Source organism: Actinomadura sp. KC216, from assembly GCF_004348535.1.
GTDB lineage: Bacteria > Actinomycetota > Actinomycetes > Streptosporangiales > Streptosporangiaceae > Spirillospora.
Genome location: NZ_SMJX01000105.1, coordinates 1 through 25,583 on the forward strand (window position 1 = coordinate 1; position 25,583 = coordinate 25,583).

Consider the following 25,583-nt stretch of genomic DNA (forward strand, 5'->3'; position numbering starts at 1 on the left):
GCGTCGGGGGCCGGTCAGGCGCCGGTCAGGTGAGGACGCCGTCGATGAAGGCGGTGACGTCGGCGAGGACCTCCTCCTGGTTGGTCTCGTTGAATATCTCGTGCCGGGCGCCGGGGTAGAGGCGCTCGGTGAAGTCGGTGCCGCGGACGGCGTCGATGCCGGTGCGCGTGTCGCGCGGGCGGACGAGGTCGTCCGCGGCGCCGTGCATGTAGAAGATCGGCAGGTCGCCGAGGCGGCCGTGCTCGTTGACGCGCCTGAGCGCCGTGTCGAGCGCCTGGACGGTGGCCTTCCTGAACGGGCCGTGCCAGACGAGCGGGTCATCGGCGTAGGCCTTCCCGACGGCCGGGTCGCGCGACAGGACGGACGTGTCGATCGGCTCGTCGGGCATCTCGTCGAGGGGGAGCAGCTCGTCCACGACGTGCCAGCGGCCGAGCACCGGCCCCGACAGCACCAGCGCGGCGAGGACACCGCCGTGCAGCTGGGCGTACCGGGACGCGATCAGCCCGCCCATCGAGTGCCCGATCATGACGACGGGCAGCCCCGGATGGTCGCCGCGCGCCGCCTCGACGACCGTGTGCAGGTCGGCGACCACCTCGTCGAAGTCCTCGACCAGCACGCGGTCGCCGGCCGAGCGGCCGTGGCCCATGTGGTCGGGGCCGCAGACGACGGCGCCGTGCCGGGCGAGGACCTCCGCGACATGGTCGTAGCGGCCGAGGTGCTCGCCGTATCCGTGCACGAGGACGGCGATGTACCAGGGGTCTCCGTCCGTCCAGATCCTGGCCGTGACGGAGCCCCGCGTCCCCGCGAAATCCCAGTTCCGTACCGTGGTCACGCAGCCTCCCAGATGCCGGACGGATGGTTACCGTCTCTCGTGCGGGACGGATCGTCAACCACCGCAATAGGCTGGTTAGATCGACCGTAATCAGCAGGAAGGGGCGCCCGTGCTGGTCGACACCTTCAGCCGAACCGCGACGGACCTGCGGGTCTCCCTCACCGACCGCTGCAACCTGCGCTGCTCGTACTGCATGCCGCCCGAGGGCCTGGACTGGCTGCCCAAGCCGGAGCTGCTCACCGATGACGAGGTCATGCGCCTGGTCGGGCTGGCCGTCCGGGACCTCGGCGTCACCGAGGTCCGCTACACCGGCGGCGAGCCGCTGCTCCGGCGCGGGCTCCCCGGGATCGTGCGGCGCACCGCGGAGCTGGCGCCGCGCCCCCAGGTCTCGCTGACCACGAACGGCATCGGGCTCGACCGGCTCGCCGGGCCGCTGGCCGAGGCCGGCCTCGACCGGGTCAACGTGTCCCTCGACACCCTCGACCCGGAGACGTTCAAGCGGCTCGCGCACCGCGACCGGCTGGACGACGTCCTGGCCGGGCTCGCGGCGGCGCGGGCGGCGGGCCTGGAACCCGTCAAGATCAACGCGGTGCTGATGCGGGGGATCAACGACCACGAGGCCGTCCCGCTGCTTCGGTTCTGCATCGAGCACGGCTACCGGCTCCGGTTCATCGAGCAGATGCCCCTGGACGCCCAGCACGGCTGGACCCGCCACGACATGATCACCGCCGACGAGATCCTGGCGCGGCTGTCCGCGGCGTTCGCCATCGCCCCGGACGAGGAGCACGACCGGGGCAGCGCCCCCGCCGAGTCGTTCACCGTCGACGGCGGCCCGTACACCGTCGGGGTGATCGGCTCGGTGTCGCGGCCGTTCTGCGGCGCCTGCGACCGGGTCCGGCTCACCGCCGACGGGCAGGTCCGCAACTGCCTGTTCGCCACCGAGGAGTCCAACCTGCGGGACGCGCTGCGCGCCGGAGCCGACGACGCCGAGCTGGCCGAGCGGTGGCGCGCGGCGGTCCGGGCCAAGCGCGCCGGGCACGGCATCGACGACCCGTCGTTCCTGCAGCCCGCGCGGCCGATGTCGGCCATCGGCGGCTGAGCGTCCCGTGCCCTTCGACGCGGTGCTGCTGGCGGGCGGCCGGGCCCGGCGGTTCGGCGCCGACAAGCCCGCCGCGGCTCTGGGCGGCCGGACGCTGCTGGAATGGGCGGCGGGCGCCGCGTCGGGGGCGTCCCAGGTGATCGTGGTGGGGCCGCCGCGGGACGTCCTGCCGGGGGCGGTCGTCGTCCGGGAGGACCCGCCGGGCGCCGGGCCGGTCCCGGCGCTGCGGGCCGGGCTGGCGCGGGTGCGGGCGCCGTGGCTGGCGGTGCTGGCGGCCGACCTGCCGTTCCTGCGTCCCGCCCACGTCGCCCGGCTGCTGGACGCGGCGGGGCAGCGCGCCGGAGCCGTGCTCGTGGACGACGAGGGCCGCGAGCAGTGGCTGGCCGGCTGCTGGCGGGCCGCGCCGCTCCGGGACGCCCTCGCCGGATACGCGGGCGAGTCGCTGCGCGGTCTCCTCGGCCCGCTCGACCCCGCCCTGGTCGCGCTGCCCTCGGACACGCGTCCGGCCTGGTACGACTGCGACACCCCGGAAGACCTGGCCGCCGCCGAGCACCTGCTTTGATCGTGTGAGAGTGGGCAGGTTCGGCTGGACGACGCCAGAAGGGGGACCCATGCCGGTGCTGGACGACTGGATCGACGCGGCCTGCCGCGAACTGGGCCTGGAGCGCTGCGACATCGACCAGGGCCTGGTCCTGGACCTCGCCCGCGACGTCGCGCACGGCGTCGCGCGGCCCGGCGCGCCGCTCACGGCGTACCTGCTCGGCCTCGCGGTCGGGCGCGGCGCGCCCGCGCGGGACGCCGCCGCCCGGCTGACCGAGATGGCCGAGAACTGGAAGGCGGCCGGAGCCCCCGCGCCCTCGGCGGAGGTCCCGGAGCAGGCGGGCGAGACCGTCCTCGACGACGCCTAGCCCGCGTCCTCCGGGGGCGCGTCGCGGTCGGCGACGGGGACGACGTCCTTCAGAAAGTCGCGGCGGCCGAGGAACGCCGACAGGCTCTCGCGGTGCTCCTCGCACGCGAACCAGACCTTCCGCCGGTCCTGGGTGTGGATCTTCGGGTTGTTCCAGCGCAGCGCCCACACGGCGGCGGCGCGGCAGCCCCTGGCCGAGCACTGCGGTTCCTCGGGGCCGGATCCCGGAACGGAGTCGGTCATCGGTCAACTCTGGCACAGCCCGCCGGACGCGGCACCGCCCGCCTGCCCTGTCCGACCGGGGCGGATCCCGCGTTTCGCCCGGTGATCTCCGGATAGGACCCTGCCGTGCGGACGGAGCCCACGGACGCCGGGGAGCGGGCGGCGGAGCGGCGGCGCCGCTGGAAGGCCCTCTCGGTCTGCCTCGTCGCGGCGTTCATGACGCTGCTGGACGTCAGCATCGTCAACGTGGCGCTGCCGTCGATCCGGGAGGGGCTGCACGCGTCCGAGGCGGAGCTGCAGTGGATCCTGTCGGGGTACGCGCTGACGTTCGGGCTCGTCCTCGTCCCGGCCGGGCGGCTCGGCGACGCGCGCAGCCGCCGCGCCGTGTTCCTGTCCGGGCTGGCGCTGTTCACGCTGGCGAGCGCCGCCGCCGGGATCGCGCCGACGATCCTTCTCCTCGTCCTGGCGCGGCTCGTGCAGGGCGTCGCGGGCGGCATCCTGAACCCGCAGGTCGCCGGGCTGATCCAGCAGCTGTTCCAGGGCGCGGAGCGGGGCCGGGCGTTCGGCGCGCTCGGCGCCGTCATCGGCATCGCCACCGCGGTCGGGCCGCTGCTCGGCGGCGGGCTGATCGCGATCGCCGGGCCGGACGAGGGCTGGCGCTGGGTGTTCTACGTCAACGTCCCTGTGGGTGTGGTGGCGCTGGTGCTGGCGTGGCGGCTCCTGCCCGCGCCCATCTACGGGGAGCGGCAGGGCCTGGACCCGCTCGGCGTCCTGCTGCTCGGCGCGGGCGTGGTGTGCGTCCTGCTGCCGCTCGCCCAGGAGCAGCAGTGGAAGAGCGACCTGAAATGGCTGCTCGTCCTCGCGGGCGCGGCCCTGATCGCGCTGTTCACCGTGTGGGAGCGCCGCGCCGGGACGCCGATGGTGGACCTCGGCCTGTTCCGGCTCCGCTCGTACGCGCTGGGCTCGGCGATCGCGCTGCTGTACTTCGCCGGGTTCACCGCGATCTTCTTCATCTTCACGCTCTACCTGCAGAACGGCCTCGGCTACAGCGCGCTCGGCGCGGGGCTCGCGATCACCCCGTTCGCGGTCGGGTCGGGCGTCGCGTCGGCCGCGGGCGGCCAGGTCGTGGCGCGGTACGGACGCACGCTCGTCGCCGCCGGGCTCGGCGTCGTCCTGGTGGGGCTCGGCGCGGCGTGGGTGGCGGTCGAGGTGCACCCGGGCTCCGGGGTGGCCTGGTGGACGGCGGTGCCGCTGCTGATCGCGGGCCTCGGCAGCGGCCTGGTCATCGCGCCGAACCAGACGATCACCCTGTCGGAGGTGCGCCGCACCGAGGGCGGCAGCGCGGCGGGCGTCCTGCAGACGGGCCAGCGGGTCGGGACCGCGACGGGCATCGCCGCCACCGGGTCGGTGTTCTTCGCGACCGTCGCCGGGTCGGGCGGGGACTGGGCGGCCGCGTTCCGGCACGGGCTGATCGTCATCCTGGTGTTCGTCCTGGCGGCGCTGGCCGCGGCCGTCGCCGACCTCGCCGCGGGCCGCCGCGCCGTCCGCCGCCCCGGTTGACCTACCGGCGGCGCAGGGCGCGGGCCGCCAGAGCCGCGGCGGCCAGACCGCCGAGCACGGACGCGGCCAGCACGCGGTTCTGGCGCCTGATCCGGGCCGGGATCTCCGCGTACGGCATCGTCGAGAACGACACCAGCTCGTAGCGGGACATGTACCGTCCCGCGAGCCGCCGCTCCAGCGCGTGCGTCGCCGCCTGCTTCGCCCGGTAGACCGGCGACGACACCCGGTCGCGCATCTCGATGAAGTTGTCCAGGGCCATCTCGGCGATCGCGTCGGTGTTGGCCTTGCGCCTCTCCTGGTAGAGCGACAGCGCGCGGCCCCAGTCGCCGCCGGTCTCGGTCAGGCACCGGTCGATCTCGATGCAGTCCTCGAACGCGCAGTTGGCGCCCTGCCCGAAGAACGGGACGATCGCGTGCGCCGCGTCGCCGAGCAGCGCCACGACCGCGCCGTCCCCGTACCGCGTCCACGGCCAGCACCGGACGGTCACCAGCGACCCGACCGGGTTGCGCGCGTAGTCATCGGCCAGGTCGGGCATGAGGGCCGCGACGTCCGGATAGTGGCGCTCGAAGTAGGCGGTGACCTTCTCCGGCGTGTCGAGCGCGGCGAAGTCGTCCTTGGGCCAGAACAGCGTGCACGTGAACGACCGGTCGAGGTTCGGCAGCGCGATCATCATCGAGGTGCCGCGCGGCCAGATGTGCAGCGCGTCCGGGTCGAGCGCGAACCCGCCGTCCTTCGGCGGGACGGTCAGCTCCTTGTAGCCGTGCTCCAGGAAGTCGGCGTCGTCGCCGTCCAGCTCCAGGGACCCGCGGACCGCGCTGTAGGCGCCGTCCCCGGCGAGAACGACGTCGGCGGGCTCAGGGTCGGCACCGTCGAAAAGGATCGTCCCGGCGGCGGCGTCCACGCCGGTGACGCGCTGGGAGAACCGGAGCGTGACGCCCGGCGTGGCCTCGGCGGTGTCCAGCAACGACCGGTTCAGCTCGGCGCGGCCGATGGAGTTGATCGCGCGCTCACCGTCCGCGCTGTACGGCTGGAAGTTCTGCCCGCCCGCCAGCGGGTGCACCATCCGGCCGTGCATCGGCAGCGCCCGCTTGAGCGACTGGTCGCGCAGCCCCACCTGCTCCAGCGCCGCCAGGCCGCGCGCCGAGATCGCCAGGTTGATCGAGCGCCCGCGCTCGGCGCCCGCGACGCGCGGGTCGGGACGCCGCTCGTACACCGTCACCGGGACGCCCCGGCGGCCGAGCAGCACCGCCAGCAGGCAGCCCGCCAGCCCCGCGCCGACGATCGCGACCCGCTCCCCGCCGCCTTCGCCTCCGTCACGCCCCATGGACGGGGACCTCCTCCGTCTGGGACCTGACCTCCCACAGGTCGGGGAACGCGGGCGCGAACAGCGTCTTGCGCAGGTAGTCGGCCCCGGCCGACCCACCGGTGCCGATCTTCGCGCCGATCGTCCGCTCGACCATCTTCAGGTGCCGGTAGCGCCATTCCTGGATGCCCTCGTCCACGTCGACGAGCGCCTCGCAGACCTCCACGCCGGGCCCGGACTCGTCCGCGTACACCGAGACCAGCGCCTTCTGCACGCCCGCGTCCGGCTCCCACGGGCGGGAGGTGTCGCGGTCGAGCGCCTCGCGCGGGACGGGGAACCCGAGCGCGTCCAGGTAGCGCAGCAGCGAGTCGAACATCGACGGCCGCGCCACCGCCGCCTGGAGCCGCGCGTCGTCGCGCAGGTCGGAGGCCGGGAACGCGCGCCGCCCGAGGACGGCCTCGATCTCGCGGAACTGCGCGCTCTGGAACCCGCTGGAGGTGCCGAGCTCGCCGCGGAACGCGGCGAACTGGCGCGGCGTCATCGTCTCCAGAACGTCGAGCTGCCCGACCACCGTCTTGAGGATCTTGGCGATGCGGCGCGCGGTGTGCAGCGAGCCCGCGCTGTTGCCGTCCTCCAGCCGCCGCTGCAGCAGCGCAGCCTCGTGCAGGATCTGCTTGAACCACAGCTCGTACACCTGATGGATGATCACGAACAGCAGCTCGTCGTGGGCGTCGGTCTGGGGCTCCTGGCAGGACAGCAGATCGTCGAGCCGGAGATATCCGCCGTACGTCATCGTCGGCGAATCCGTCATCACGCCTCCTCGCGTCACACCGGATACAGAACCGCAGCATATGGGACGCCCCGTCGGTCACCGGGCGCGCCCGTCCCGTGGACGCGCGCGTCAGTCGACGTCGCCGGCGGCGTGCCGGACGGGGCGCAGCGCGGCGGTGATCGCGGCGGCCTGCTCGGCGGGGAGCGCGGCGATGCCGAACCCGGACTCGTTGAGCGCGAGGGTCGCCTCCTCGGCGAGCTCGCGCCCGGCGGGCGTGATCGTCGCGAGGACGACGCGGCGGTCGTCGGGGGAGGGGCCGCGGCCGACGAGGCCGCGCTGCTCCAGGCGCCCGATCACGTTGGTGACCGAGGCCGGGTGGACCATGAGGCGGGTGCCCATCTTGCCCATCGGGAGCGTTCCCGTGCGCGTGAAGGCGAGCAGCCGCAGGGCCTCGTAGGCGGCGAACGTCAGCGCGTACGGCTTGAGGACGGCCTCGATCCGGCTCAGCAGCAGCTGCTGGGCGCGCATCACCGAGGTGACGGCGGCCATGTGGTCGGCGTGCTCCGGCCAGCGCAGGCTCCACTGGCGGCGGGCCTCGGCGATCGGGTCGGGGGCGTCGGGCACCGGCCCACCGTACGTGGTCTTGACTGTCTCGCGCATGGAAACTACTTTAACTTCCAAATATTGGATGTCCAAGGGTTGAGGTGAGACCGGTGACGGGGGACCTGCACAGGCCGGAGCATCCGGTGCGGTTCGTGACGGCGGCGGCCCTGTTCGACGGCCACGACGCGGCGATCAACATCATGCGGCGCATCCTGCAGTCGCAGGGCGCCGAGGTGGTGCACCTCGGGCACGACCGCTCGGTCCGCGAGGTCGTCGACGCGGTCCTGGAGGAGGACGCGCAGGGCGTCGCGATCAGCTCCTACCAGGGCGGCCACGTCGAGTACTTCGAGTTCCTCGCGCGCAGCCTGAAGGAGGCGGGCGCCGAGCACGTGAAGGTGTTCGGCGGGGGCGGCGGCGTGATCGTCCACGAGGAGATCGCGCGGCTGTCCGGCGCCGGGGTGCGGATCTTCTCGCCGGAGGACGGCCAGCGGCTCGGCCTGCCCGGGATGATCAACGAGCTGGTGCGCGACTGCGACGTCGACCTCGCCGCCGAGCCCGTCCCGGCCGAGGCCGTGGTGGCGGGGGAGCGGCACGCGCTGGCCCGCGCCATCACCTGCCTTCAGGCCGGCAAGCTCCCGGACGGCGACCGGGCGCTGCTCACCGAGGCGGCGGGCAAGCGGCCCGTGCCCGTGCTCGGGATCACCGGGACGGGCGGCTCCGGCAAGTCGTCCCTCACCGACGAGCTGGTGCGGCGGTTCCGCGTCGACCAGCAGGACAAGCTCCGCGTCGCGGTCCTCGCCGTCGACCCGACACGGCGGCGCGGCGGCGGCGCGCTGCTCGGCGACCGCATCCGGATGAACGCCCTCGACGGCGACCATGTCTTCTTCCGCTCCCTCGCCACCCGCGGCTCGCGGGAGCTGCCCGAGAACATCGAGGACATCATCGGCGCCTGCAAGGCCGCCGGATACGACCTGGTCATCCTGGAGACGCCCGGGATCGGGCAGGGCGACGCCGCGATCGTCCCGCTGGTCGACGTGTCGCTGTACGTGATGACGCCCGAGTTCGGCGCCGCGTCCCAGCTGGAGAAGATCGACATGCTCGACTTCGCCGACGTCGTCGCGATCAACAAGTTCGAGCGGCGCGGCGCCGCCGACGCGCTGCGGGACGTCTCCCGGCAGCTCGTCCGCAACCGGGAGGCGTTCGGGCAGCGGCCCGAGGACATGCCCGTGTTCGGCACCAGCGCTGCCACCTTCAACGACGACGGCGTCACCGCGCTCTACCAGTACCTTGGCGGGCTGCTCGGCGAGCACGGCCTGCGGCTGGAGGACGGCGTCCTCCCCGAGAGCACGACGAAGGTGTCGACCGGCGCCGCGACCGTCATCCCGCCGAACCGGGTGCGGTACCTGTCCGAGATCGCCGAGACCGTCCGCGGCTACCACGCCGACACCGTGAAGCAGATCGAGGCGGTGCGGCGCGTCCAGCGGCTGGACGAGGTCCGCGCCGAGCTGACCGACGCGTCCGAGGTCGAGGACCTGCTCGCCGGGGCGCGCCGGGACGTGGCGCCGGAGAACGCCGACCTGATCGAGGGCTGGCCCGCGGTCGTCGAGTCGTACTCGGGCGACGAGCAGGTCGTGCGGATCCGCGACAAGGAGCTGCACACCAAGCTGACCCGCGAGTCCCTGTCGGGCAGCCGCATCCCGCGCGTCGCGCTGCCGCGCTTCACCGACCACGGCGAGCTGCTGCGGTTCCTGCGCAACGAGAACCTGCCCGGACGGTTCCCCTTCACCGCCGGGGTGTTCCCCTTCAAGCGCGACAACGAGGACCCGGCGCGCATGTTCGCCGGGGAGGGCGACCCGTTCCGCACCAACCGCCGCTTCAAGCTGCTGTCGGAGGGCCAGCCCGCGACCCGCCTGTCCACCGCCTTCGACTCGGTCACCCTGTACGGGCGCGACCCGGACGAGCGTCCCGACGTGTACGGCAAGGTCGGCACGTCCGGCGTGTCCATCGCGACGCTGGACGACATGAAGGCCCTCTACGACGGGTTCGACCTGTCGTCGCCGACGACGTCGGTGTCGATGACCATCAACGGCCCCGCCCCGACGATCCTGGCGTTCTTCCTCAACACCGCCATCGACCAGGGCCTGGACGCCTTCTACGAGGAGCACGGGCGGGAGCCGTCGGAGGAGGAGGCCGCCGTGGTCCGCGCGCGCGTCCTGTCCACCGTGCGCGGCACCGTCCAGGCCGACATCCTCAAGGAGGACCAGGGGCAGAACACCTGCATCTTCTCCACCGAGTTCTCGCTGCGGATGATGGGCGACATCCAGGAATGGTTCATCGCCAACAAGGTCCGCAACTTCTACTCGGTGTCCATCTCCGGCTACCACATCGCCGAGGCCGGCGCGAACCCCATCAGCCAGCTCGCGTTCACGCTCGCCAACGGGTTCACCTACGTCGAGTCGTACCTGGCGCGCGGCATGGACGTGAACGACTTCGCGCCCAACCTGTCGTTCTTCTTCTCCAACGGCATGGACCCCGAGTACAGCGTCCTCGGACGCGTCGCCCGCCGCATCTGGGCCGTCGCCATGCGCGACCGGTACGGCGCCAACGAGCGCAGCCAGAAACTGAAGTACCACGTGCAGACGTCCGGGCGGTCCCTGCACGCGCAGGAGATGGACTTCAACGACATCCGCACGACGCTGCAGGCCCTCATCGCCATCTACGACAACTGCAACAGCCTCCACACCAACGCCTACGACGAGGCCGTCACGACCCCGACGGCCGAGTCGGTGCGCCGCGCGCTGGCGATCCAGCTCATTATCAACCGCGAGTGGGGCCTGGCGATGAACGAGAACCCGCTGCAGGGGTCGTTCATCATCGACGACCTCACCGACCTGGTCGAGGAGGCGGTGCTGGCGGAGTTCGACCGCATCAGCGAGCGCGGCGGCGTCCTCGGCGCGATGGAGACCGGCTACCAGCGCGGCCGCATCCAGGACGAGTCGATGCTGTACGAGCAGCGCAAGCACGACGGCTCCCTGCCGATCATCGGCGTCAACACGTTCCGCAGCCCCGGCTCCGGCGACGGGACGCCCGACACGATCGAGCTGGCCCGCGCCACCGAGGAGGAGAAGCGGTCCCAGCTCGACCGGGTCCGCGCCTACCAGGACGCGCACCGCGACGAGGCCCGGGCGGCGCTCGCCGCGCTCAAGGACGCGGCGCGGGCGGGCGAGAACGTGTTCGCGGTGCTGATGGACGCGGCCCGCGTGTGCAGCCTCCAGCAGATCACCGACGCGTTCTTCGAGGTGGGCGGCCAGTACCGCCGCAACGTATGAGCGGAGCGAACCGGGGGGTGTGGGGGGTCGCCCCCCACGAGAGATACGTATGAGCGGAGCGAACCGGGGGGTGTGGGGGGTCGCCCCCCACGAGAGATACGTATGAGCGGAGCGAACCGGGGGTGTGGGGGTCGCCCCCCACGAGGGAGACGTATGAGGGTCGTGTCGATCGTGCCGTCGCTGACGGAGACGGTCGCGGTCACCGCGCCGGACCTGCTGGTGGGCGCCACCGCCTGGTGCACCCACCCGGCCGGCCTGGACGTGCCGCGCGTCCGGGGCACCAAGAACCCCGACCTGGAGAGGATCGCGGAGCTGCGGCCGGACGTCGTCCTCGGCAACACCGAGGAGAACCGCCCGGCCGACGTCGAGGCGATGCGCGCCGCCGGGATCCCGGTCTGGATGACGGAGATCCGCACGGTCGACGAGGCGCTGGCGTCGCTGCGCCGGATGCTCGTCGAGGCGTGCCGCGTCCCGGTGCCGGGCTGGCTGGACGAGGCGTCCCGCGTCTGGTCGGGCGTCACTCAGGGCACGCCGCGCACCGCCGTGGTCCCGATCTGGCGGCGGCCGTGGATGGTCGTCGGGCGCGACACCTTCACCGGCGACGTCCTGTCCCGCCTCGGCGTCTCCAACGTCTACGCCGGCCACCCCGACCGGTACCCGAAGATCCCTCTTGATGAGCTGAACGCGTCCGGCGCCGACATGGTGGTCCTGCCGGACGAGCCCTACCGCTTCACCGAGGACGACGGCCCCGAGTCGTTTCCCGGCATCGACGTCGCGCTCGTCAACGGCAGGTACCTCACCTGGTACGGCCCGTCCCTGGCCGGAGCCCCGGCCGCGCTGGCGCGGGAGCTGGCGGCGGCCCGGACCTACTGAGTCAGACCTTGAGGTCCTTGGCGATGATCGTCTTGAGGACCTCGCTGGTGCCGCCGTAGATGCGGGTGACGCGGGCGTCCGCGTACAGCCGCGCGATCGGGTACTCCAGGATGTAGCCGTAGCCGCCGTGCAGCTGCAGGCACTTGTCGACCACGCGGCCCTGCACCTCGGTGCAGAACAGCTTGGCGACGGCGGCGTCGGCGGGCGTCAGCTCGCCGGCGTCGAGGGCCTCGATGCAGCGGTCCACCAGCGAGCGGGCGGCCTCGACCTCGGTGGCGCACTCGGCGAGGACGAACTTGGTGTTCTGGAACGAGGAGACGGTCTTGCCGAAGACCGTCCGGTCCTGCACGTACCGGCGGGCGAACTCCACGGCCGCGGCGGCCGAGGCGTAGGAGCTGGTGGCGATGCCGAGGCGCTCCTCTGCCAGGTTGTGGGTGAGGTACTCGAACCCGCGGCCCTCCTCGCCGAGGAGGTCCTCGACCGGGACCCGGACGTCGCTGAACGACAGCTCGGCGGTGTCGGAGCTGCGCAGCCCGATCTTCTCCAGCTTGCGGCCGACGGCGTAGCCCTCGCTCCTGGTGTCGACCGCGAGGATCGACAGGCCGGTGCGGCGGTTCTCCGGGGTGGCAGGGGAGGTGCGCGCGACGACGAGCACCCGGTCGGCGAGGACGCCGCCGGTGATGAACGTCTTGGCGCCGGTCAGGATGTAGTGGTCGCCGTCGCGGCGCGCGGTGGTCCGTATGCCCGCGAGGTCGGAGCCGGTGCCGGGCTCGGTCATCGCGATGGCCGTCATCATCTCGCCGGACGCGAACGGCGGCAGCCACCGCTTCTTCTGCTCCTCCGAGCCGTACTTCAGCAGGTAGGGCAGGACGAGGTTGACGTGCACGTTGTAGCCGCCGAAGGTCACCCCGGCGCGGGCGCACTCCTCGGAGACCACGGCCTGGTACTTGAAGCTGGTCTCGCCCGCGCCGCCGTACTCCTCGGGGACCTGGATGCCGAGCACGCCGAGGTCGCCGAGCTTGCGGTAGAAGTCGCGCGGCGGGTGGCCCGCGTCCTCCCACTCGCCGTAGACCGGCGCGACCTCGGCCTCGATGAACGCCCGGATCGTCTCCCGGAACGCCTCGTGGTCCTCGTTGAACAGGGTGCGGCGCACGCGGGTCCCCTTTCGCTCCCTGGCCTGTCGGAACGCCCAACCTAACTCGAATCGCATTCTAGAACCAGTCGCGGCGTGCCCGGGACGGCGGACCGCGCCGTACGGGTGAGGGGTACCTGTGCGGGCCTCAGATCGCCGTGCACGATCCCGCGGGCGTGGACGGTGGCTCGCTTGTGGGCGGGCCGCGCGCATCCGCCCACGGTCTCCTGAGCGCTCCGCCCGCCTTCATGCGAGGCGCGGCGCCTGCCGAACGGTACCGGGCCGGAACGCCGCGTCGCCGCCCCTCGGTCCGGTGGGCGGACCGGAGGGGGTTTCGGGCTTGGCCGGACCAGGCCACCGCCAGGGCTTGCGTACTTCCGCGGATTCGCTTACACGCGCGGGGACGGGATGTTCAAGGACGGTTCACGAGCGGGCCATCCAGGACCCGGGAATCCGCCAGGAAGTGCCCCGGACATTGAAAAGCGGCGCCGGGTGGATACGGGGGCAATCCACCCGGCGCCGCATCATCGGTGTTCCGACGGGGGCCCGGAACACCGGCACGGGCGCTCCGACGGGGGACCAGAGCGCCGGTACAAATCGTACACCGAAACCCCCCGCGGTTAGTCAAGAGAATGTCACGACCCGATTTCTGGTCGCTGTCCGGAAACGGGCTTCTGTTCGCGTCCGATGGGGTCGCCGAAGGTCGCGGAGGGGGTCGGCTCCCGTCCGCCGTTGGCGAAGACGACCGCGATGTAGGGCAGGAACAGCGCCCCGACGATGAGAAGGATCACCACCCACACCGGCGCGCCCGCCACCGCGGCCAGCACCGCGCCGACGAAGCACCCGGTCCGGACGGCCATGGACACCAGGTAGCGGCGCTGCCGGTGCCCGATGTCGTCCGACAGGGGGAGCGGCGCGTCGGTGACCGTGTAGACCGCCGGCGGCCGATGGTGATTGACCCTCACGTTTCCACGGTAAGCCCAAGGGGTCCGGCAGGCGACAGCGGTACGGGTCAAAAGCCGGTACGGGCCGAAGCAGGACGGGTCAAGCACGGGAGGCACGATATGACCGATCGCACATACCGGGTGACGGAGATCGTCGGGACGTCGCCGGAGTCGGTCGAGGCGGCGATCCGCAACGGCGTCAGGCGCGCCGCGCAGACCCTGCGCCACCTGGACTGGTTCGAGGTGACCGAGGTCCGCGGGCAGATCGAGGACGGCGAGGTCGCCCACATCCAGGTCACCATGAAGGTCGGCTTCCGCCTGGAAGACGCCTGAACAGCGCCCCGGCACCCGCGCCGCCCCGGCACGCGCGAGGCGTGCCGGGGCGGGCGGGGCGGGAAGGTGCGGCGGCGTGGTCTCAGGACGCCTTCGACACCGTCGACATGTTGAAGTCGTTCACCCGCAGGGCGGGCATGGCGGTGCGGGTGAAGTAGTCGGACCACTCGCGCGGCAGCGTCGGGACGGTCTCGCCGACCTCGGTGAGGCGCGACAGAAGGTCGACGGGGCTCTCGTTGAACCGGAAGTTGTTCACGGCCCCGACGACCTCGCCGTCCTCGACGAGGTAGACGCCGTCGCGGGTGAGGCCGGTCAGCAGGAGGCTCTGCGGGTCGACCGCCCGGATGTACCACAGGCACGTCAGCAGCAGCCCGCGCTCGGTGCGGGCGACCATGTCCGCCAGGGACGCGCCGCCGTCCGGGCCCGCCATCGCGAGGTTGTCGATGGCGGGGGTGAGCGGCAGCCCGGTGCGGTCGGCCGAGTGCCGCGTCTGGGTGAGCGAGGCGAGGTCGCCGTCGCGGATCCAGTCGGTGGCGGTGAGCGGGAGGCCGTTGTCGAACACCGACGACTCGCGGCTGGACGCGTGCGCGATCACGAACGGCGCGCACTGCCGCCCGGCCGCGGCCGGGTCGCTGGTCAGGCTCACGGGCAGGCTCGCGAGCTTCTCTCCGACGCGGGTGCCGCCGCCGGGTGCGCTGAAGACGGTGCGGCCGTCCAGCGCGTCCTGCGCGCCCGCCGACCAGTACAGGTAGATCATCAGGTCGGCGACGGCGGACGGCGGCAGGATCGTCTCGTACCGCCCGGCGGGCAGGTCCAGGCGCCGCTCGCCCCACGTCAGCCGCCGGTCGAGGTCGGCGGTGAGGGCGGGCACGTCCACATCGGTGAAGTCGCGGGTGGCGACCCCGGCCCACGCCGAGCCGCCCGCGCCCTTGGCGTTCAGCTCCAGCAGCCCGGTCGGCTGGACGTGCCGCGCCCGCAGCCCGGCCGAGTTCCCGACGTAGGTCGAGGTCACGACGTGGTTGGCGAACCCGTACAGGCGCCGGTCGGCCGATTCGGCGGCGGCGAACGCCTGGCCCAGCGCGGGCGCGAGGCCCTCGTACGCGCCGATGCCGGTCTCGGCCGGGTCGTCGTCCCAGCCGTCCGCCGCGCCGGGCGGGCCTTCGGCGACGAGCGGGCGGGCGTCCTCGGCGGGCTCGTTCCCGGCGGCGTCCGCCTCGGCGGCCCGCACCAGGTCCTCGATCCCGTCGGCGTCGACCGCCGACCTGGACACGACGCCCGCGGCGACGCCGTCCGCGGTGTCGCGCAGCGCGATGACGGTGAGGCGGCTGGAGCGGGTCACGCCGTTGGTGGTGAGGGTGTTGCCCGCGAACCGCAGGTTCGCGGTGCTGGTCTCGTCGGCGATGACGACGCAGTCGTCCGCGCGGGACAGCTCCAGCGCCCGCTCGACGGCCTCGCTCGGCCCGATCCTGCTCACTGGCCGGCCTCCTTCAGCGCGTTGAGGATGTTGACGCCGCGGAACAGCGCCGACGGGCAGCCGTGGCTGACCGGCGCGATCTGCCCCGGCTGGCCCTTCCCGCAGTTGAACGCGCCGCCGAGCACGTAGGTCTGCGGGCCGCCGACGGCCTCCATGGAGTTCCAGAAGTCGGTGGTGGTGGCCTGGTAGGCGACGTCGCGGAGCTGCCCGGCGAGGCGCCCGTTCTCGATGCGGTAGAACCGCTGCCCGGTGAACTGGAAGTTGTAGCGCTGCATGTCGATCGACCAGCTCTTGTTGCCGACGATGTAGATGCCGCGGTCGACGCCGGAGATGAGCTCGTCGGTGGACGGGCCGTTCTCGGCGGGCTGGAGCGAGACGTTCGCCATCCGCTGGATCGGCATGCTGGACGCCGCGTCCGCGAACGCGCACCCGTTGGAGCGGTCGGCGCCGGTGAGGCGGGCGATGCGCCGGTCGGTCTGGTATCCGGTGAAGCGGCCGTCGGTGATGATGTCGAACGCCTGGGTCTGGACGCCCTCGTCGTCGTAGCCGATGGTGGCGAGGCCGTGCTCGGCGGTGCGGTCGCCGGTGACGTTCATGACCTTCGACCCGTACTGCAGCTCGCCGAGCTTGTCGGGCGTGGCGAACGAGGTGCCCGCGTAGGCGGCCTCGTAGCCGAGCGCCCGGTCCAGTTCGGTGGCGTGCCCGATCGACTCGTGGATCGTCAGCCAGAGGTTGGACGGGTCGATGACGACGTCGTACACGCCGGGGTCGACCGACGGCGCGGCGAGCTTCTCGGCGAGCAGCTCGGGGATGCGGGCGAGCTCGCCGTCCCAGTCCCAGTGGCCGCCCGACAGCCATTCCCACCCGTATCCGGCGGGCGGCGCGAGGGTGCGCATCGTGTCGAACAGCGAGCCGGAGATGCCGACGGCGTCGAGCGCCGGATACAGCCGGACGCGCTGCTGGGTGGTGACGGTGCCCGCGAGGTCGGCGAAGAACTTGTTCTCCTTGACCTGCATGAGCGTGGCGTCGACGTGGTCGACGCGGTCGTCGTCGAGGAGGCGGCGGCTCCATCCGGCCAGCAGCGCGATCTTCTCGCCGGTCGGGACGTCGAACGGGTCGATCTCGTACGCGGAGATCCAGGTGCGCTCTCCGTGGACGGGTTCGGGGGCCAGCTCGATGGGTTCGCGGTTGACGGGCCTGGCGACGGCGGCGACGTCGACGGCCTGCGCGGCGACGCGGGCGGCGCCGTCCGGGGTGAGGTCGATGCCGGCGGCGAAGCCCCAGGTGCCGTCCTTGACGACGCGGACGGACAGGCCCACGTCGTCGGCGTCCAGCGCGGTCTCCAGGGCGGCGTCGCGGAGGTTCAGCGTCTGGCTGCGGATGCGTTCGAGGCGGAAGTCGGCGTGCTCGGCGCCCAGCTCCCGGGCCCGGGTGAGGGCCGCGTCGGCCAGCGCGCGGAGCGGCAGCGCGGTGAAGGAGGGATCGATGTCATGCACCCTCCGCAACCTACCCCCGGGCGCGGCGCGGGTACGCCCGCATTCCGCTCGCGTTCTGACGGCGTCCCCTGCGCGGGCGGGCGCCCGCGCACGGGGGCGCCCGCGAACAAAGCGGCGTCGGCGGAAGTTGTCGGTTCGGCACATCCGCAGCGCCGTGCCCGGCCGCTAGGGTCGTGCCGCAGCCACCGCGCAGCGTGAACGGGAACGCGCAGCCTGAACGAGAGGGTCCTGATGAGTCGCTCTGTCCTCGTGACCGGGGGTAACCGGGGCATCGGCCTGGCCATCGCCCGCGAGCTCGCCGCGGCGGGCGACGCCGTGGCGGTGACGTACCGGTCCGGTGAGCCCCCGGACGGCCTGTTCGGCGTCCGGTGCGACGTGACGAGCGCCGAGGACGTCGACGCCGCGTTCGGCAAGGTCGAGGCGGAGCAGGGCCCGGTGGAGGTGGTGGTCGCCAACGCCGGGATCACCAAGGACACCCTGCTGGCGATCATGAGCGAGGACGCGTTCACCTCCGTCCTCGACACGAACCTGACGGGCTCGTTCCGCGTCGCGAAACGCGCGGTGAAGAGCATGATGCGCAAGCGCTCCGGGCGGATCGTGCTGGTGTCGTCCGTGGTGGGCCTGACGGGGTCGGCGGGGCAGACGAACTACGCCGCGTCCAAGGCGGGCATGGTCGGGTTCGCCCGGTCGCTGGCCCGCGAGCTCGGGTCCCGCAACGTGACCGTGAACGTCGTCGCGCCGGGGTTCGTCGACACCGACATGACGGCGGTGCTGACCGAGGACCAGCAGAAGGCGATCACCGCCTCGATCCCGCTCGGCCGGATCGCGCGGCCGGAGGAGATCGCGAAGGCGGTGCGGTTCGTGGCGAGCGAGGACGCCGCCTACATCACCGGGGCCGTGATCCCGGTCGACGGCGGACTGGGAATGGGGCACTGACGGTCATGGGCATTCTCGAAGGCAAGCGGATCCTGGTCACCGGCGTCCTCACCGACGCGTCGATCGGCTTCCACATCGCGCGGGTCGCGCAGGAGCAGGGCGCCGAGGTCGCGCTGACCGCCTACCCGCGGCCGACGCTCACGGCGCGGACCGCGAAGCGGCTCCCGTCCGGGCCCGACTCGCCGCCGCCGGTGATCGAGCTGGACGTGACCGACACCGCGCAGCTCGACGCCCTCGCCGGGAACCTCCGCGACCACGGCTTCGACCACCTGGACGGCGTCGTCCACGCGATCGCGTTCGCGCCGCAGACCGCGCTCGGCGGCACGTTCCTGGAGACGCCGTGGGAGGACGTCGCGACCGCCGTGCACGCCTCGACGTTCTCGCTGAAGTCGCTGACGATGGCGTGCCTGCCGCTGATGAAGGACGGCGGCTCCGTCGTCGGCCTCGACTTCGACGCCACCAAGGCGTGGCCGGTGTACGACTGGATGGGCGTGGCGAAGGCCGGGCTGGAGTCGTGCGCCCGCTACCTCGCCAAGTACCTGGGCCCGCAGGGCATCCGGGTCAACCTCGTCGCGGCGGGCCCGCTGTCGACGATGGCGGCCAAGAGCATCCCCGGGTTCGAGGGCATGACGGACATGTGGCCGAAGGCCGCGCCGCTCGGCTGGGACATCAAGGACAGCGAGCCGACCGCGCGGGCGTGCGTGGCGCTGCTGTCGGACTTCTTCCCGGCGACGACGGGCGAGATCGTCCACGTCGACGGCGGCCTGCACTCCGTGGGAGGGGCGGGCTGAGCGGCGGTCGCGAGACGTAGGAGAGGCCCTTCCCACCGCGCGGGAAGGGCCTCTCGTCTGTCCTGGAGCGTCCGGTCAGCCCGCCGCTCCGCGGCGGCGGAGGGTGCGGGCGGCGACGTTGAGGTTGAGCGCGGCCACGGCGCCCGCGGCTCCGGCCGCGGCGGCGACCCACAGCATCTGCCCGCCGTCGTCCGCGGACGCCGCGACGGGGGAGACGAGGCGCGTCTGCGGCTGCGCGGCCGTCACGCGCGGCGCCTGGGCGTCCGGGCCGGTGGCGAGTTCGGGCACGGGCAGCGCACCGGGCGGCAGGGCCGCCTCGGGCGGCGGACCGGCCGCGTACGGCGCGAACTCCCCGGTGCCGGGGCCGGACGGCCCGAAGGACACCTCGCCCCCGCCCGGTGCCGCCGGGGCCTTGCGGGGCGCCTTCGCCGGCGGCTCGGCGCCCTTGTGTCCCGAGCCGGGCGCGGGCTTTGCGGGTTCCGCCGGTTTGCCGGGCGTCTTCGGCGGGGTGGGTTCCGGCTTCGGGCCGGGGCTCGACGGGAGGATCGCCTCGCGCAGGTTGCCGAGGTTGCACGCCCAGTTCTCGATGGTGCTCGCCGGGTCGGTGCCCTTCTTGCAGGTCTCCGCCGTCGCGGCGCCCGCGGCGTTCGCGGTGTTCGCCGGCAGGAGCAGGACGAGCGCCCCAGCCGTGACCGCCGCGGACGCCGAACCGAGCCGCCTGAGCCGATGGGGCATGTCGCTCCTCCACCCGATGCCGGTCCCTCACCCTTGTTGACATCGTGTCCCATAGGGGTGGGTCCCTAAACCGCGAAACGACGGTTTCTTTACCCCGCCACGACCTCTACTGGATCACGAGTCGCGCGAGGCGGGTGCGGCGTGCGGGCGTCTCGCCGTCGCGGACGGCCTTCGCGAGCGCGGGCCCGGCGGCCTGCACGACCGACAGGTGCCGGTCCGCCAGCCCGAACGCGGCGGCGACCAGCGGGCGGGACAGGCCCTCGGGGGACATGACCGCGACGACGGCGGGACGGCGCGTCCCGCGGGCCTGCGCGACGGTCAGGGCCCAGCCGTGCCGGAGCCGAGAGGCGTCCGCCGGGGCGACGACAGCGGCGCCGCCGGGGAACTCGACCTCCAGGCCGTGCGCGCCGCCGCCGGTGACCACCCCGGTCTCGCCGGGCGCGGCGTGCGGGAGCGGCCCGGCGACGACGATCCGGTCGCCGGGGTCCATCCCGCCGAACTTGCCGGGGCCGGGGTTCAGGCGCGCCTTCAGCGCCCTGTTCAGGGCGGTGGCGCCCACGTCGCCGCCCGAGACCGGGGCGACGACCTGGACGTCCTCGACCGGAATCCCGAGCGCGCGCGGGATCGAGTCGGTGACGAGCTGGACGGCGCGGTGCACCGCCTCGCCCGCGCTCTCGGCGGGCACGATGACGACCTCGCGTCCGGGCGCGTCCACGGCGACGAGCTCGCCGCCGCGGACCGCGTCGGTCAGCTCGCCGAGCGGGCCGGACGGCGGCGCGGCGTCGAGCATGACGACGGGCACCGTCTCGGACGCCTCCAGGTCGTCCAGCGGCCGGCCGGGCCCGGCGGGCGGCGGCGCGTCCGGTTCGGCGCACAGCATCAGGTGCGCGCCGTCCGGGCACGCCTCGACCAGCACGGCGCACAGCTCGACGTCGAGCGCGGACGCGTCCGTCACGAGGACCAGGTCGAGGTCGAGGGGGTGCTGCTCGCCGCGCCCGTAGACGACGGCGCCGGGCGCGGCGGACGGGTCGTCCCGCGGCTCCAGCAGCCGGTGCAGGCTCGTCACCGTGACCCCGGCCGCGTCGCCGAGGCCGGCGGCGGCCCGGTCGGTCGGCGCGGCGACGGCGGTGCGGACGCCCTCCCCGGCCGCGGCGGCCGCGATGGCGAGCACGGCGGCGGCGAGGTCGCCGGGCGTCCCGCGCAGGACGCTCACGCCGGTGCGCAGCGCGGCCGTCAGCGCGAGGGAGCGGTCCTCGGGCAGCCCGTCGCGCAGGCCCTTGATGGCGTCGTCGTCCAGCAGCGGCACGGCCGTGAGCGTCAGCCGCTGCAGGCCCTCGGCCGCGGCCTCCTCGGCGAGCGCCCACCGCGCCGGGCCGAGCGTCTCCTCCGGCTCGGGCGGCTCGGCGTCCTCCTCGAAGGACTCCTCGCCGAACTCGGGCTCCTCGGTGAGCGCGAGGACGTCCGCCTCGTCCAGCGCGGCCTCCACGGCCCCGCGCGGGGCGGGGACCTGGAGGCGCTCCAGCGCGGACACCACGTCGGCGGCGGGCGTGACCGTGTGCCCGCCGCGCGCCGCCTCGGTCAGCAGGTGCAGGACGAGCGCCCGGCCGCGCCGCGGGTCGTCGGGGCGGGCGTCCGGGCCGAGGAGCGCGCGGGCGAAGTGGTCGGCCTGCCGCGGCTGGACGCCCGGGACGCGCAGCAGCCGCCACGGGTCCTCGCGCAGCCGCCCGGCGGCGCCCGGCCCGAGGAGCGCCGCCGCCCGGGCCGTGAGCGGGGCGGGGACGCCGGTCTCGGAGAACAGCTCCGCGAGGGCCCGCAGCCCCTCCTGCGCGGTCGGCTCCGGCGCCGCATCGCCCGCGGGCCCTTCGGGCGGGGCCGGGGGCTTGGCGGCGGCCTGGGCGGCGGCGGCCTCGGCGGCGCGCATCGCCTCCGCGGCGCGCGCCGCCCGCTCGGCCGCGGACAGGGCGTGTTCGGAAGGGTGCTCAGGGGTGTCGGTCACGGGCTTCCCGTCGCGGTGTCGGAGACGTCGTCCAGCGCCGCCCGGATCTCGTGCGGCAGCGTGAGGTCCTCGCTCTCCAGTATCGCGCCCAGCTGCGCCGCCGTCCGCGCACCGACGACCGGCGCGGCGACCCCCGGCCGGTCCCGGACCCACGCGAGCGCCACCGCGAGCGGCGAGCTGCCGAGCCCCTCGGCGGCGGTCACCACCGACTCCACGATGCGGGCGCACTCGTCGTCCAGGTACGGCTGGACGAAGTCGGCGTAGTGCGAGGCGGCGGCGCGCGACCCGGCGGGGATCCCGGTGCGGTACTTGCCGGTCAGCACGCCCCGGCCGAGCGGCGAGGACGGCAGCAGCCCCGCCCCGGCGTCCACCGCCGCGGGCACGACCTCCCGCTCGATGTCGCGGCTCAGCAGCGAGTACTCCAGCTGCGCGGACACCACGGGCGCGCGGCCCGGCCACGCCCGCTGCCACGCCGCGGCCTTGGACACCTGCCAGCCCGCGTAGTTGGACACGCCGACGTACCGGGCCCGGCCGGACGCGACGGCCTCGTCCAGCGCCGACAGCGTCTCCTCCAGCGGCGTCGCCGGGTCGTACACGTGCAGCTGCCACAGGTCGACGTGGTCGAGGTCCATGCGGTCGAGGGAGGCGTCCAGGGCGCGGAGCAGATGCCGGCGGGACCCGTCGTAGCGGCCGTTCGGCCTGATCGCGGCCTTCGTCGCGACGACGACGGCGTCCCGGTCGACGAGCTCGCGCAGCAGGTGCCCGAGGATCCGCTCGCTGTCGCCGTCGTTGTACACGTCGGCGGTGTCGACCAGGTTCCCCCCGGCCTCCACGAACGCGACGAGCTGCGCGGCGGCCTCGTCCGGGTCGGTGTCCCGCCCCCAGGTCATGGTGCCGAGGCCCAGCCGGGACACCAGCAGCCCGCTCCGCCCGAGGTGACGCTCCTTCATAGGCGGTCAATGTAGCGGTCCGCCGCAGGCCTAGAGCCAGCCGCTCCGGCGCAGGCGGCGGAACAGCAGCACGCAGATCACCACGATCACCACCAGCACGGTCGGGTACGACCACGTCCACTTCAGCTCGGGCATGTGGTCGAAGTTCATGCCGTAGATCCCGGCGATCGCGGTCGGCACCGCGATGATCGCCGCCCACGCGGAGATCTTCCGCATGTCCTCGTTCTGCTGCTTGCCGAGCAGCGCCAGATGCGCGGTCAGGACGCTGTTGAGCAGCTCGTTGTGCGCGTCGACCTGCGTGTCGACGCGCAGCAGGTGGTCGAGGACGTCGCGGAAGTACTCGCGGGTCGAGCCGCACTCGGCGACCCGCCCCTTCACGATCTCCTGCAGCACCGGGACCAGCGGGTCCTCCGCGGCGCGGAACTCCAGCACCTCCCGCTTGAGGGAGTAGACGCTCTCGGTGACGTCGTGCGCGCCCGGGTTGAACACCGCCTTCTCCAGCCCGATGATGTCGATCTCCACCTCGTGGGCGACGAGCCCGTACTGGTCGACGACCTCGTCGCACACCGCGTACAGGACGGCCGTCGCGCCGTGCTTGAGCAGCTCCGGCGACTCCTCCAGCCGCTTGCGGACGGGCCCGAGCGGGTTGCCCGCGCCGTGCCGGACGGTGATGACGAAGTCCGGGCCGAGGAACACCATGATCTCGCCGACCTCGATGTCGGAGGTCTCGTCGAGGTAGGTCAGCGTCTTCAGCACGATGAGCAGCGTGTCGTCGTAGCGCTCCATCTTCGGCCGCTGGTGCGCGGACACGGCGTCCTCGGCGGCGAGGGGATGCAGCTGCAGCTCGTCCCGGACCAGCTCGAACTCCTCCTCGTCGGGCTCGAACAGGCCGATCCAGACGAAGCAGTCGCCGTCCGCGCGGGCGAGGTCGAAGGCGTCGCTGATGTCGCCGTCGATGTCGCGGCGCGTCCCGTCGGTGTAGATCGCCTTGTCCACAATCACACGCCGCATTCTCCCGCATCCGCGCCCTGCGGAGGGCCGCGTCCCGCGACGACGGTCATCTCCTAGAGTGGCCGCTGTGATGACGCTTCTGCTGGTAAGGCACGGCTTGACCGCGATGACCGGCCCCCTCCTGGCCGGGTGGACGCCCGGCGTCCACCTCGACGAGCGGGGCCGCGCGCAGGTCGCCGCGCTCGCCGGGCGGATCGCGCCGCTGCCGCTCGCCGCCATCGTGACCAGCCCACTGGAACGCTGCGCCGAGACCGCCGAGGCCATCGCCGCCGCGCGCGGCACCGGGCCCGGCACGGCCGCCGACAAGATCGAGACCGACGAGCGGTTCGGCGAGGTCCGCTACGGCGACTGGACGGGCCGCCCCCTCAAGGAACTCGCCGAAGAACCCCTGTGGCGGGTCGTGCAGGCCCACCCCAGCGCCGTGAAATTCCCCGGCGAGGACGGCGAGTCCCTCGCCGCCGCGCAGCACCGCGCCGTCACCGCCGTCCGCGACTGGAACGCCCGGATCGCCGCCGAGCACGGCCCCGACGCCCTCTACGCCGTCTGCAGCCACGGCGACATCATCAAGGCGATCGTCGCCGACGCGCTCGGCCTCCACCTCGACCAGTTCCAGCGGATCCAGGCCGACCCGGCCTCGCTCACCGTGATCCGCTACACCGAAACGCGCCCGTTCGTCGTCCGCGTCAACGACACCGGCGGCGACATCGCCGCCCTCGTGCCCGAAACGTCCGCGGAAAGACCCGGAAAAGAGGGACTCGGGCCGGATGACGCGGTCCCAGGCGGCGGCGCGTAGGGTCTTTGTCATGCCCGTCATCTCCTACGACCTGCCGGAGCGTTTCGTCGCCGGCGCCGTCGGGCGGCCAGGCGACCGCGCGTTCTACCTCCAGGCGCGCTCCGGTCGCCGCGTCACCAGCGTCGGACTGGAGAAATTCCAGGTCACGCTGCTGGCCGAGCGGCTGGAGGAACTCCTCGACGAGGTGCTGCGCCGCAGCGGCGGCGAGGCGCCGGTGCCGGCCGTCACCCCGTCGGAACTGGTCGACGACGGGCCGCTCGACCAGCCGGTCGAGGAGGAGTTCAAGGTCGGCACGATGGCGCTGGCGTGGGACCCCGACGACGAGCAGGTCGTCATCGAGGCGCAGGAGGTCACCGAGACCGAGGAGGAGACCGAGGTCGGCGAGGACGACCCCGCCATCGCGGTGCTCCGCGTCCGGATCAGCGCCGCGCAGGCCCGCGCGTTCGCCGAGCGGGCCCTGAAGGTCGTCGCCGCCGGGCGGCCGCCGTGCCCGCTGTGCGGCCTGCCCCTCGACAGCGAGGGGCACGTGTGCCCGCGCCAGAACGGATACCTCGGCTGAGATGACACCCCGCACCGTCTCCTTCCGCACGTCCCCGCCCGGCGGGGACGAAATGGGCCCGTTGTGCTGGATCATGGACGGCGTGGCCGGAAGAATGAACGCATGACGCAGTCCTCCCGGGACCGGGCGCCCGCGGGCGAGAGCGGCGCGTCCGGGCGGGCCGCCGCGGGCGGCGCGCCCCGCTGCCCGGTCTCCCCCCGCGACGTCGCCGCCGCCGAGCGGCTGCTGCGCGCCGGGCGGCTCGGCGTGGAGGGCCGCCTCGTCCAGGCGTCCAACGCCACCCTCTACTGCTCGATCGAGCACGACGGGCAGACCGCGAACTGCGTCTACAAGCCCGTCGCGGGGGAGCGCCCCCTGTGGGACTTCCCCGACGGCACCCTCGCCGAGCGCGAGGTCGCCGCCTACGAGGTGTCCAAGACCATGGGCTGGGGCACCGTCCCGCCGACCGTCCACCGCGACGGCCCCTACGGCCCCGGCATGGTGCAGCTGTGGGTGGAGCCCGACCCCGACATCGACCTCGTCGCCCTGTCCCGCTCCGACGACGAGGCCGTCCGCCGCATGGCGGTGTTCGACGCCGTCGTCAACAACGCCGACCGCAAGATCGGCCACCTGCTGCCGCCCGGCGACGGCCGCGTCTACGGCTGCGACCACGGCGTGTGCTTCTCCGTCGAGTACAAGCTCCGCACGGTCCTGTGGCAGTGGCGCGGCAAGCCCCTGACGCCCGAGGCGCTGGAGGCCCTCGGCCGCGTCCAGGACGCCCTGGCGGGCGGCGCGCTCGGCACCCGCCTGTCCGAGCTCCTCACCCCGGACGAGGTCGACGCCACCCGCCGCCGCGTGGACCTGATGCTCAAACACCGCATCCACCCCTACCCCCCGGAAGACTGGCCGGCGATCCCCTGGCCGCCCTTGTAGTGAGGGGGGACGACCCCCCAC

At 73.4% G+C, this 25,583-nt stretch carries 25 protein-coding genes; 12 read left to right on the forward strand and 13 right to left on the reverse strand.

The features are described from left to right. Positions 1-25 precede the first annotated feature (25 nt). On the reverse strand, positions 26-832 hold the full coding sequence (locus tag E1264_RS19655) for an alpha/beta hydrolase (RefSeq protein WP_132175559.1): 807 nt from the start codon (positions 830-832) through the stop codon (positions 26-28). Between the two features lie 109 nt (positions 833-941). Between E1264_RS19655 and moaA the strand changes: the two genes are divergently transcribed. The 3 genes from moaA to E1264_RS19670 are packed head-to-tail and all read left to right on the forward strand — an operon-like array spanning position 942 to position 2,839. Further along, on the forward strand, positions 942-1,931 hold the full coding sequence (moaA, locus tag E1264_RS19660; RefSeq protein ID WP_243711034.1) for a GTP 3',8-cyclase MoaA: 990 nt from the start codon (positions 942-944) through the stop codon (positions 1,929-1,931). Positions 1,932-1,938: 7 nt separating this feature from the next. Continuing rightward, positions 1,939-2,493 (forward strand): molybdenum cofactor guanylyltransferase, encoded by a 555-nt coding sequence (locus tag E1264_RS19665; RefSeq protein ID WP_132175563.1) that lies wholly within the window; start codon positions 1,939-1,941, stop codon positions 2,491-2,493. A 49-nt stretch (positions 2,494-2,542) separates the two neighbouring features. Further along, the gene (locus tag E1264_RS19670; RefSeq protein WP_132175565.1) at positions 2,543-2,839 is read left to right on the forward strand and encodes a DUF6457 domain-containing protein; all 297 of its coding nucleotides are present in this window, start codon (positions 2,543-2,545) and stop codon (positions 2,837-2,839) included. Here E1264_RS19670 and E1264_RS19675 read toward each other — a convergent pair. Next, positions 2,836-3,081 (reverse strand): hypothetical protein, encoded by a 246-nt coding sequence (locus E1264_RS19675; RefSeq protein WP_132175567.1) that lies wholly within the window; start codon positions 3,079-3,081, stop codon positions 2,836-2,838. The genes E1264_RS19670 and E1264_RS19675 overlap by 4 nt on opposite strands. 105 nt (positions 3,082-3,186) lie before the next feature. Here E1264_RS19675 and E1264_RS19680 point away from each other — a divergent pair, with 105 nt between their 5' ends. Beyond that, positions 3,187-4,620, forward strand: a complete 1,434-nt coding sequence (locus E1264_RS19680) for a DHA2 family efflux MFS transporter permease subunit (protein WP_243711035.1) — start codon at positions 3,187-3,189, stop codon at positions 4,618-4,620. A 1-nt stretch (position 4,621) separates the two neighbouring features. Here the strand turns inward: E1264_RS19680 and E1264_RS19685 are convergent, their stop codons facing one another. The 3 genes from E1264_RS19685 to E1264_RS19695 all read right to left on the reverse strand — a co-directional run bounded on the left by E1264_RS19685 (position 4,622) and on the right by E1264_RS19695 (position 7,355). Continuing rightward, a complete protein-coding gene (locus tag E1264_RS19685) occupies positions 4,622-5,944 on the reverse strand; it encodes an NAD(P)/FAD-dependent oxidoreductase (RefSeq protein WP_132175568.1) in 1,323 nt (440 codons plus the stop codon). After that, complete coding sequence (locus E1264_RS19690; protein ID WP_132175570.1) at positions 5,934-6,734, reverse strand: tryptophan 2,3-dioxygenase family protein; 801 nt, start codon at positions 6,732-6,734, stop codon at positions 5,934-5,936. Before E1264_RS19690 ends, E1264_RS19685 begins: the two co-directional genes overlap by 11 nt. Positions 6,735-6,824: 90 nt before the next feature. Beyond that, positions 6,825-7,355 (reverse strand): MarR family transcriptional regulator, encoded by a 531-nt coding sequence (locus E1264_RS19695; RefSeq protein ID WP_132175572.1) that lies wholly within the window; start codon positions 7,353-7,355, stop codon positions 6,825-6,827. A gap of 53 nt (positions 7,356-7,408) precedes the next feature. Here E1264_RS19695 and icmF point away from each other — a divergent pair, with 53 nt between their 5' ends. Both icmF and E1264_RS19705 read left to right on the forward strand, forming a co-directional pair. After that, positions 7,409-10,627, forward strand: a complete 3,219-nt coding sequence (gene icmF / locus E1264_RS19700; RefSeq protein ID WP_132175574.1) for a fused isobutyryl-CoA mutase/GTPase IcmF — start codon at positions 7,409-7,411, stop codon at positions 10,625-10,627. A 153-nt stretch (positions 10,628-10,780) separates the two neighbouring features. After that, entirely contained in the window at positions 10,781-11,500 is a 720-nt protein-coding gene (locus E1264_RS19705) for a helical backbone metal receptor (RefSeq protein WP_132175576.1), read from the forward strand. Position 11,501: 1 nt separating this feature from the next. On the opposite strand, the gene E1264_RS19710 is transcribed toward E1264_RS19705, so the two are convergent. Both E1264_RS19710 and E1264_RS19715 read right to left on the reverse strand, forming a co-directional pair. Next, the gene (locus tag E1264_RS19710) at positions 11,502-12,653 is read right to left on the reverse strand and encodes an acyl-CoA dehydrogenase family protein (RefSeq protein ID WP_132175578.1); all 1,152 of its coding nucleotides are present in this window, start codon (positions 12,651-12,653) and stop codon (positions 11,502-11,504) included. A 614-nt stretch (positions 12,654-13,267) separates the two neighbouring features. Next, a complete protein-coding gene (locus E1264_RS19715; protein WP_132175580.1) occupies positions 13,268-13,597 on the reverse strand; it encodes a DUF3099 domain-containing protein in 330 nt (109 codons plus the stop codon). Positions 13,598-13,696: 99 nt separating this feature from the next. On the opposite strand from E1264_RS19715, the gene E1264_RS19720 reads away from it, so the two are divergent. Beyond that, the gene (locus E1264_RS19720) at positions 13,697-13,909 is read left to right on the forward strand and encodes a dodecin (RefSeq protein ID WP_131965361.1); all 213 of its coding nucleotides are present in this window, start codon (positions 13,697-13,699) and stop codon (positions 13,907-13,909) included. Between the two features lie 82 nt (positions 13,910-13,991). On the opposite strand, the gene E1264_RS19725 is transcribed toward E1264_RS19720, so the two are convergent. Together E1264_RS19725 and E1264_RS19730 are read right to left on the reverse strand one after the other, a co-directional pair. Further along, positions 13,992-15,383 (reverse strand): metallopeptidase TldD-related protein, encoded by a 1,392-nt coding sequence (locus E1264_RS19725; RefSeq protein WP_207936029.1) that lies wholly within the window; start codon positions 15,381-15,383, stop codon positions 13,992-13,994. Then, the gene (locus tag E1264_RS19730; protein ID WP_207936030.1) at positions 15,380-16,879 is read right to left on the reverse strand and encodes a TldD/PmbA family protein; all 1,500 of its coding nucleotides are present in this window, start codon (positions 16,877-16,879) and stop codon (positions 15,380-15,382) included. The genes E1264_RS19725 and E1264_RS19730 overlap by 4 nt, the downstream gene beginning before the upstream one ends. Before the next feature lie 231 nt (positions 16,880-17,110). Between E1264_RS19730 and E1264_RS19735 the strand changes: the two genes are divergently transcribed. Both E1264_RS19735 and fabI read left to right on the forward strand, forming a co-directional pair. Continuing rightward, complete coding sequence (locus E1264_RS19735) at positions 17,111-17,815, forward strand: beta-ketoacyl-ACP reductase (RefSeq protein WP_132175584.1); 705 nt, start codon at positions 17,111-17,113, stop codon at positions 17,813-17,815. A gap of 5 nt (positions 17,816-17,820) precedes the next feature. Beyond that, entirely contained in the window at positions 17,821-18,606 is a 786-nt protein-coding gene (gene fabI / locus E1264_RS19740) for an enoyl-ACP reductase FabI (protein WP_132175586.1), read from the forward strand. A 75-nt stretch (positions 18,607-18,681) separates the two neighbouring features. Here fabI and E1264_RS19745 read toward each other — a convergent pair whose 3' ends face one another. The 4 genes from E1264_RS19745 to corA all read right to left on the reverse strand — a co-directional run bounded on the left by E1264_RS19745 (position 18,682) and on the right by corA (position 23,298). After that, positions 18,682-19,341, reverse strand: a complete 660-nt coding sequence (locus E1264_RS19745) for a hypothetical protein (protein WP_132175588.1) — start codon at positions 19,339-19,341, stop codon at positions 18,682-18,684. Between the two features lie 106 nt (positions 19,342-19,447). Beyond that, complete coding sequence (locus tag E1264_RS19750; RefSeq protein ID WP_243711036.1) at positions 19,448-21,337, reverse strand: helix-hairpin-helix domain-containing protein; 1,890 nt, start codon at positions 21,335-21,337, stop codon at positions 19,448-19,450. After that, the gene (locus E1264_RS19755; protein ID WP_132175590.1) at positions 21,334-22,287 is read right to left on the reverse strand and encodes an aldo/keto reductase; all 954 of its coding nucleotides are present in this window, start codon (positions 22,285-22,287) and stop codon (positions 21,334-21,336) included. The genes E1264_RS19750 and E1264_RS19755 overlap by 4 nt, the downstream gene beginning before the upstream one ends. A 30-nt stretch (positions 22,288-22,317) precedes the next feature. Next, a complete protein-coding gene (gene corA, locus E1264_RS19760; protein ID WP_243711037.1) occupies positions 22,318-23,298 on the reverse strand; it encodes a magnesium/cobalt transporter CorA in 981 nt (326 codons plus the stop codon). Positions 23,299-23,365: 67 nt separating this feature from the next. Between corA and E1264_RS19765 the strand changes: the two genes are divergently transcribed. From E1264_RS19765 to E1264_RS19775, 3 genes are all read left to right on the forward strand, one after another. Continuing rightward, a complete protein-coding gene (locus E1264_RS19765; RefSeq protein ID WP_132175592.1) occupies positions 23,366-24,091 on the forward strand; it encodes a histidine phosphatase family protein in 726 nt (241 codons plus the stop codon). Positions 24,092-24,101: 10 nt separating this feature from the next. Beyond that, positions 24,102-24,650: a DUF3090 domain-containing protein gene (locus tag E1264_RS19770; protein ID WP_132175594.1), complete on the forward strand. Its 549-nt coding sequence runs from the start codon at positions 24,102-24,104 to the stop codon at positions 24,648-24,650. A gap of 102 nt (positions 24,651-24,752) precedes the next feature. Next, the gene (locus E1264_RS19775; RefSeq protein WP_132175596.1) at positions 24,753-25,562 is read left to right on the forward strand and encodes an SCO1664 family protein; all 810 of its coding nucleotides are present in this window, start codon (positions 24,753-24,755) and stop codon (positions 25,560-25,562) included. The last annotated feature ends 21 nt before the right edge of the window (positions 25,563-25,583 follow it).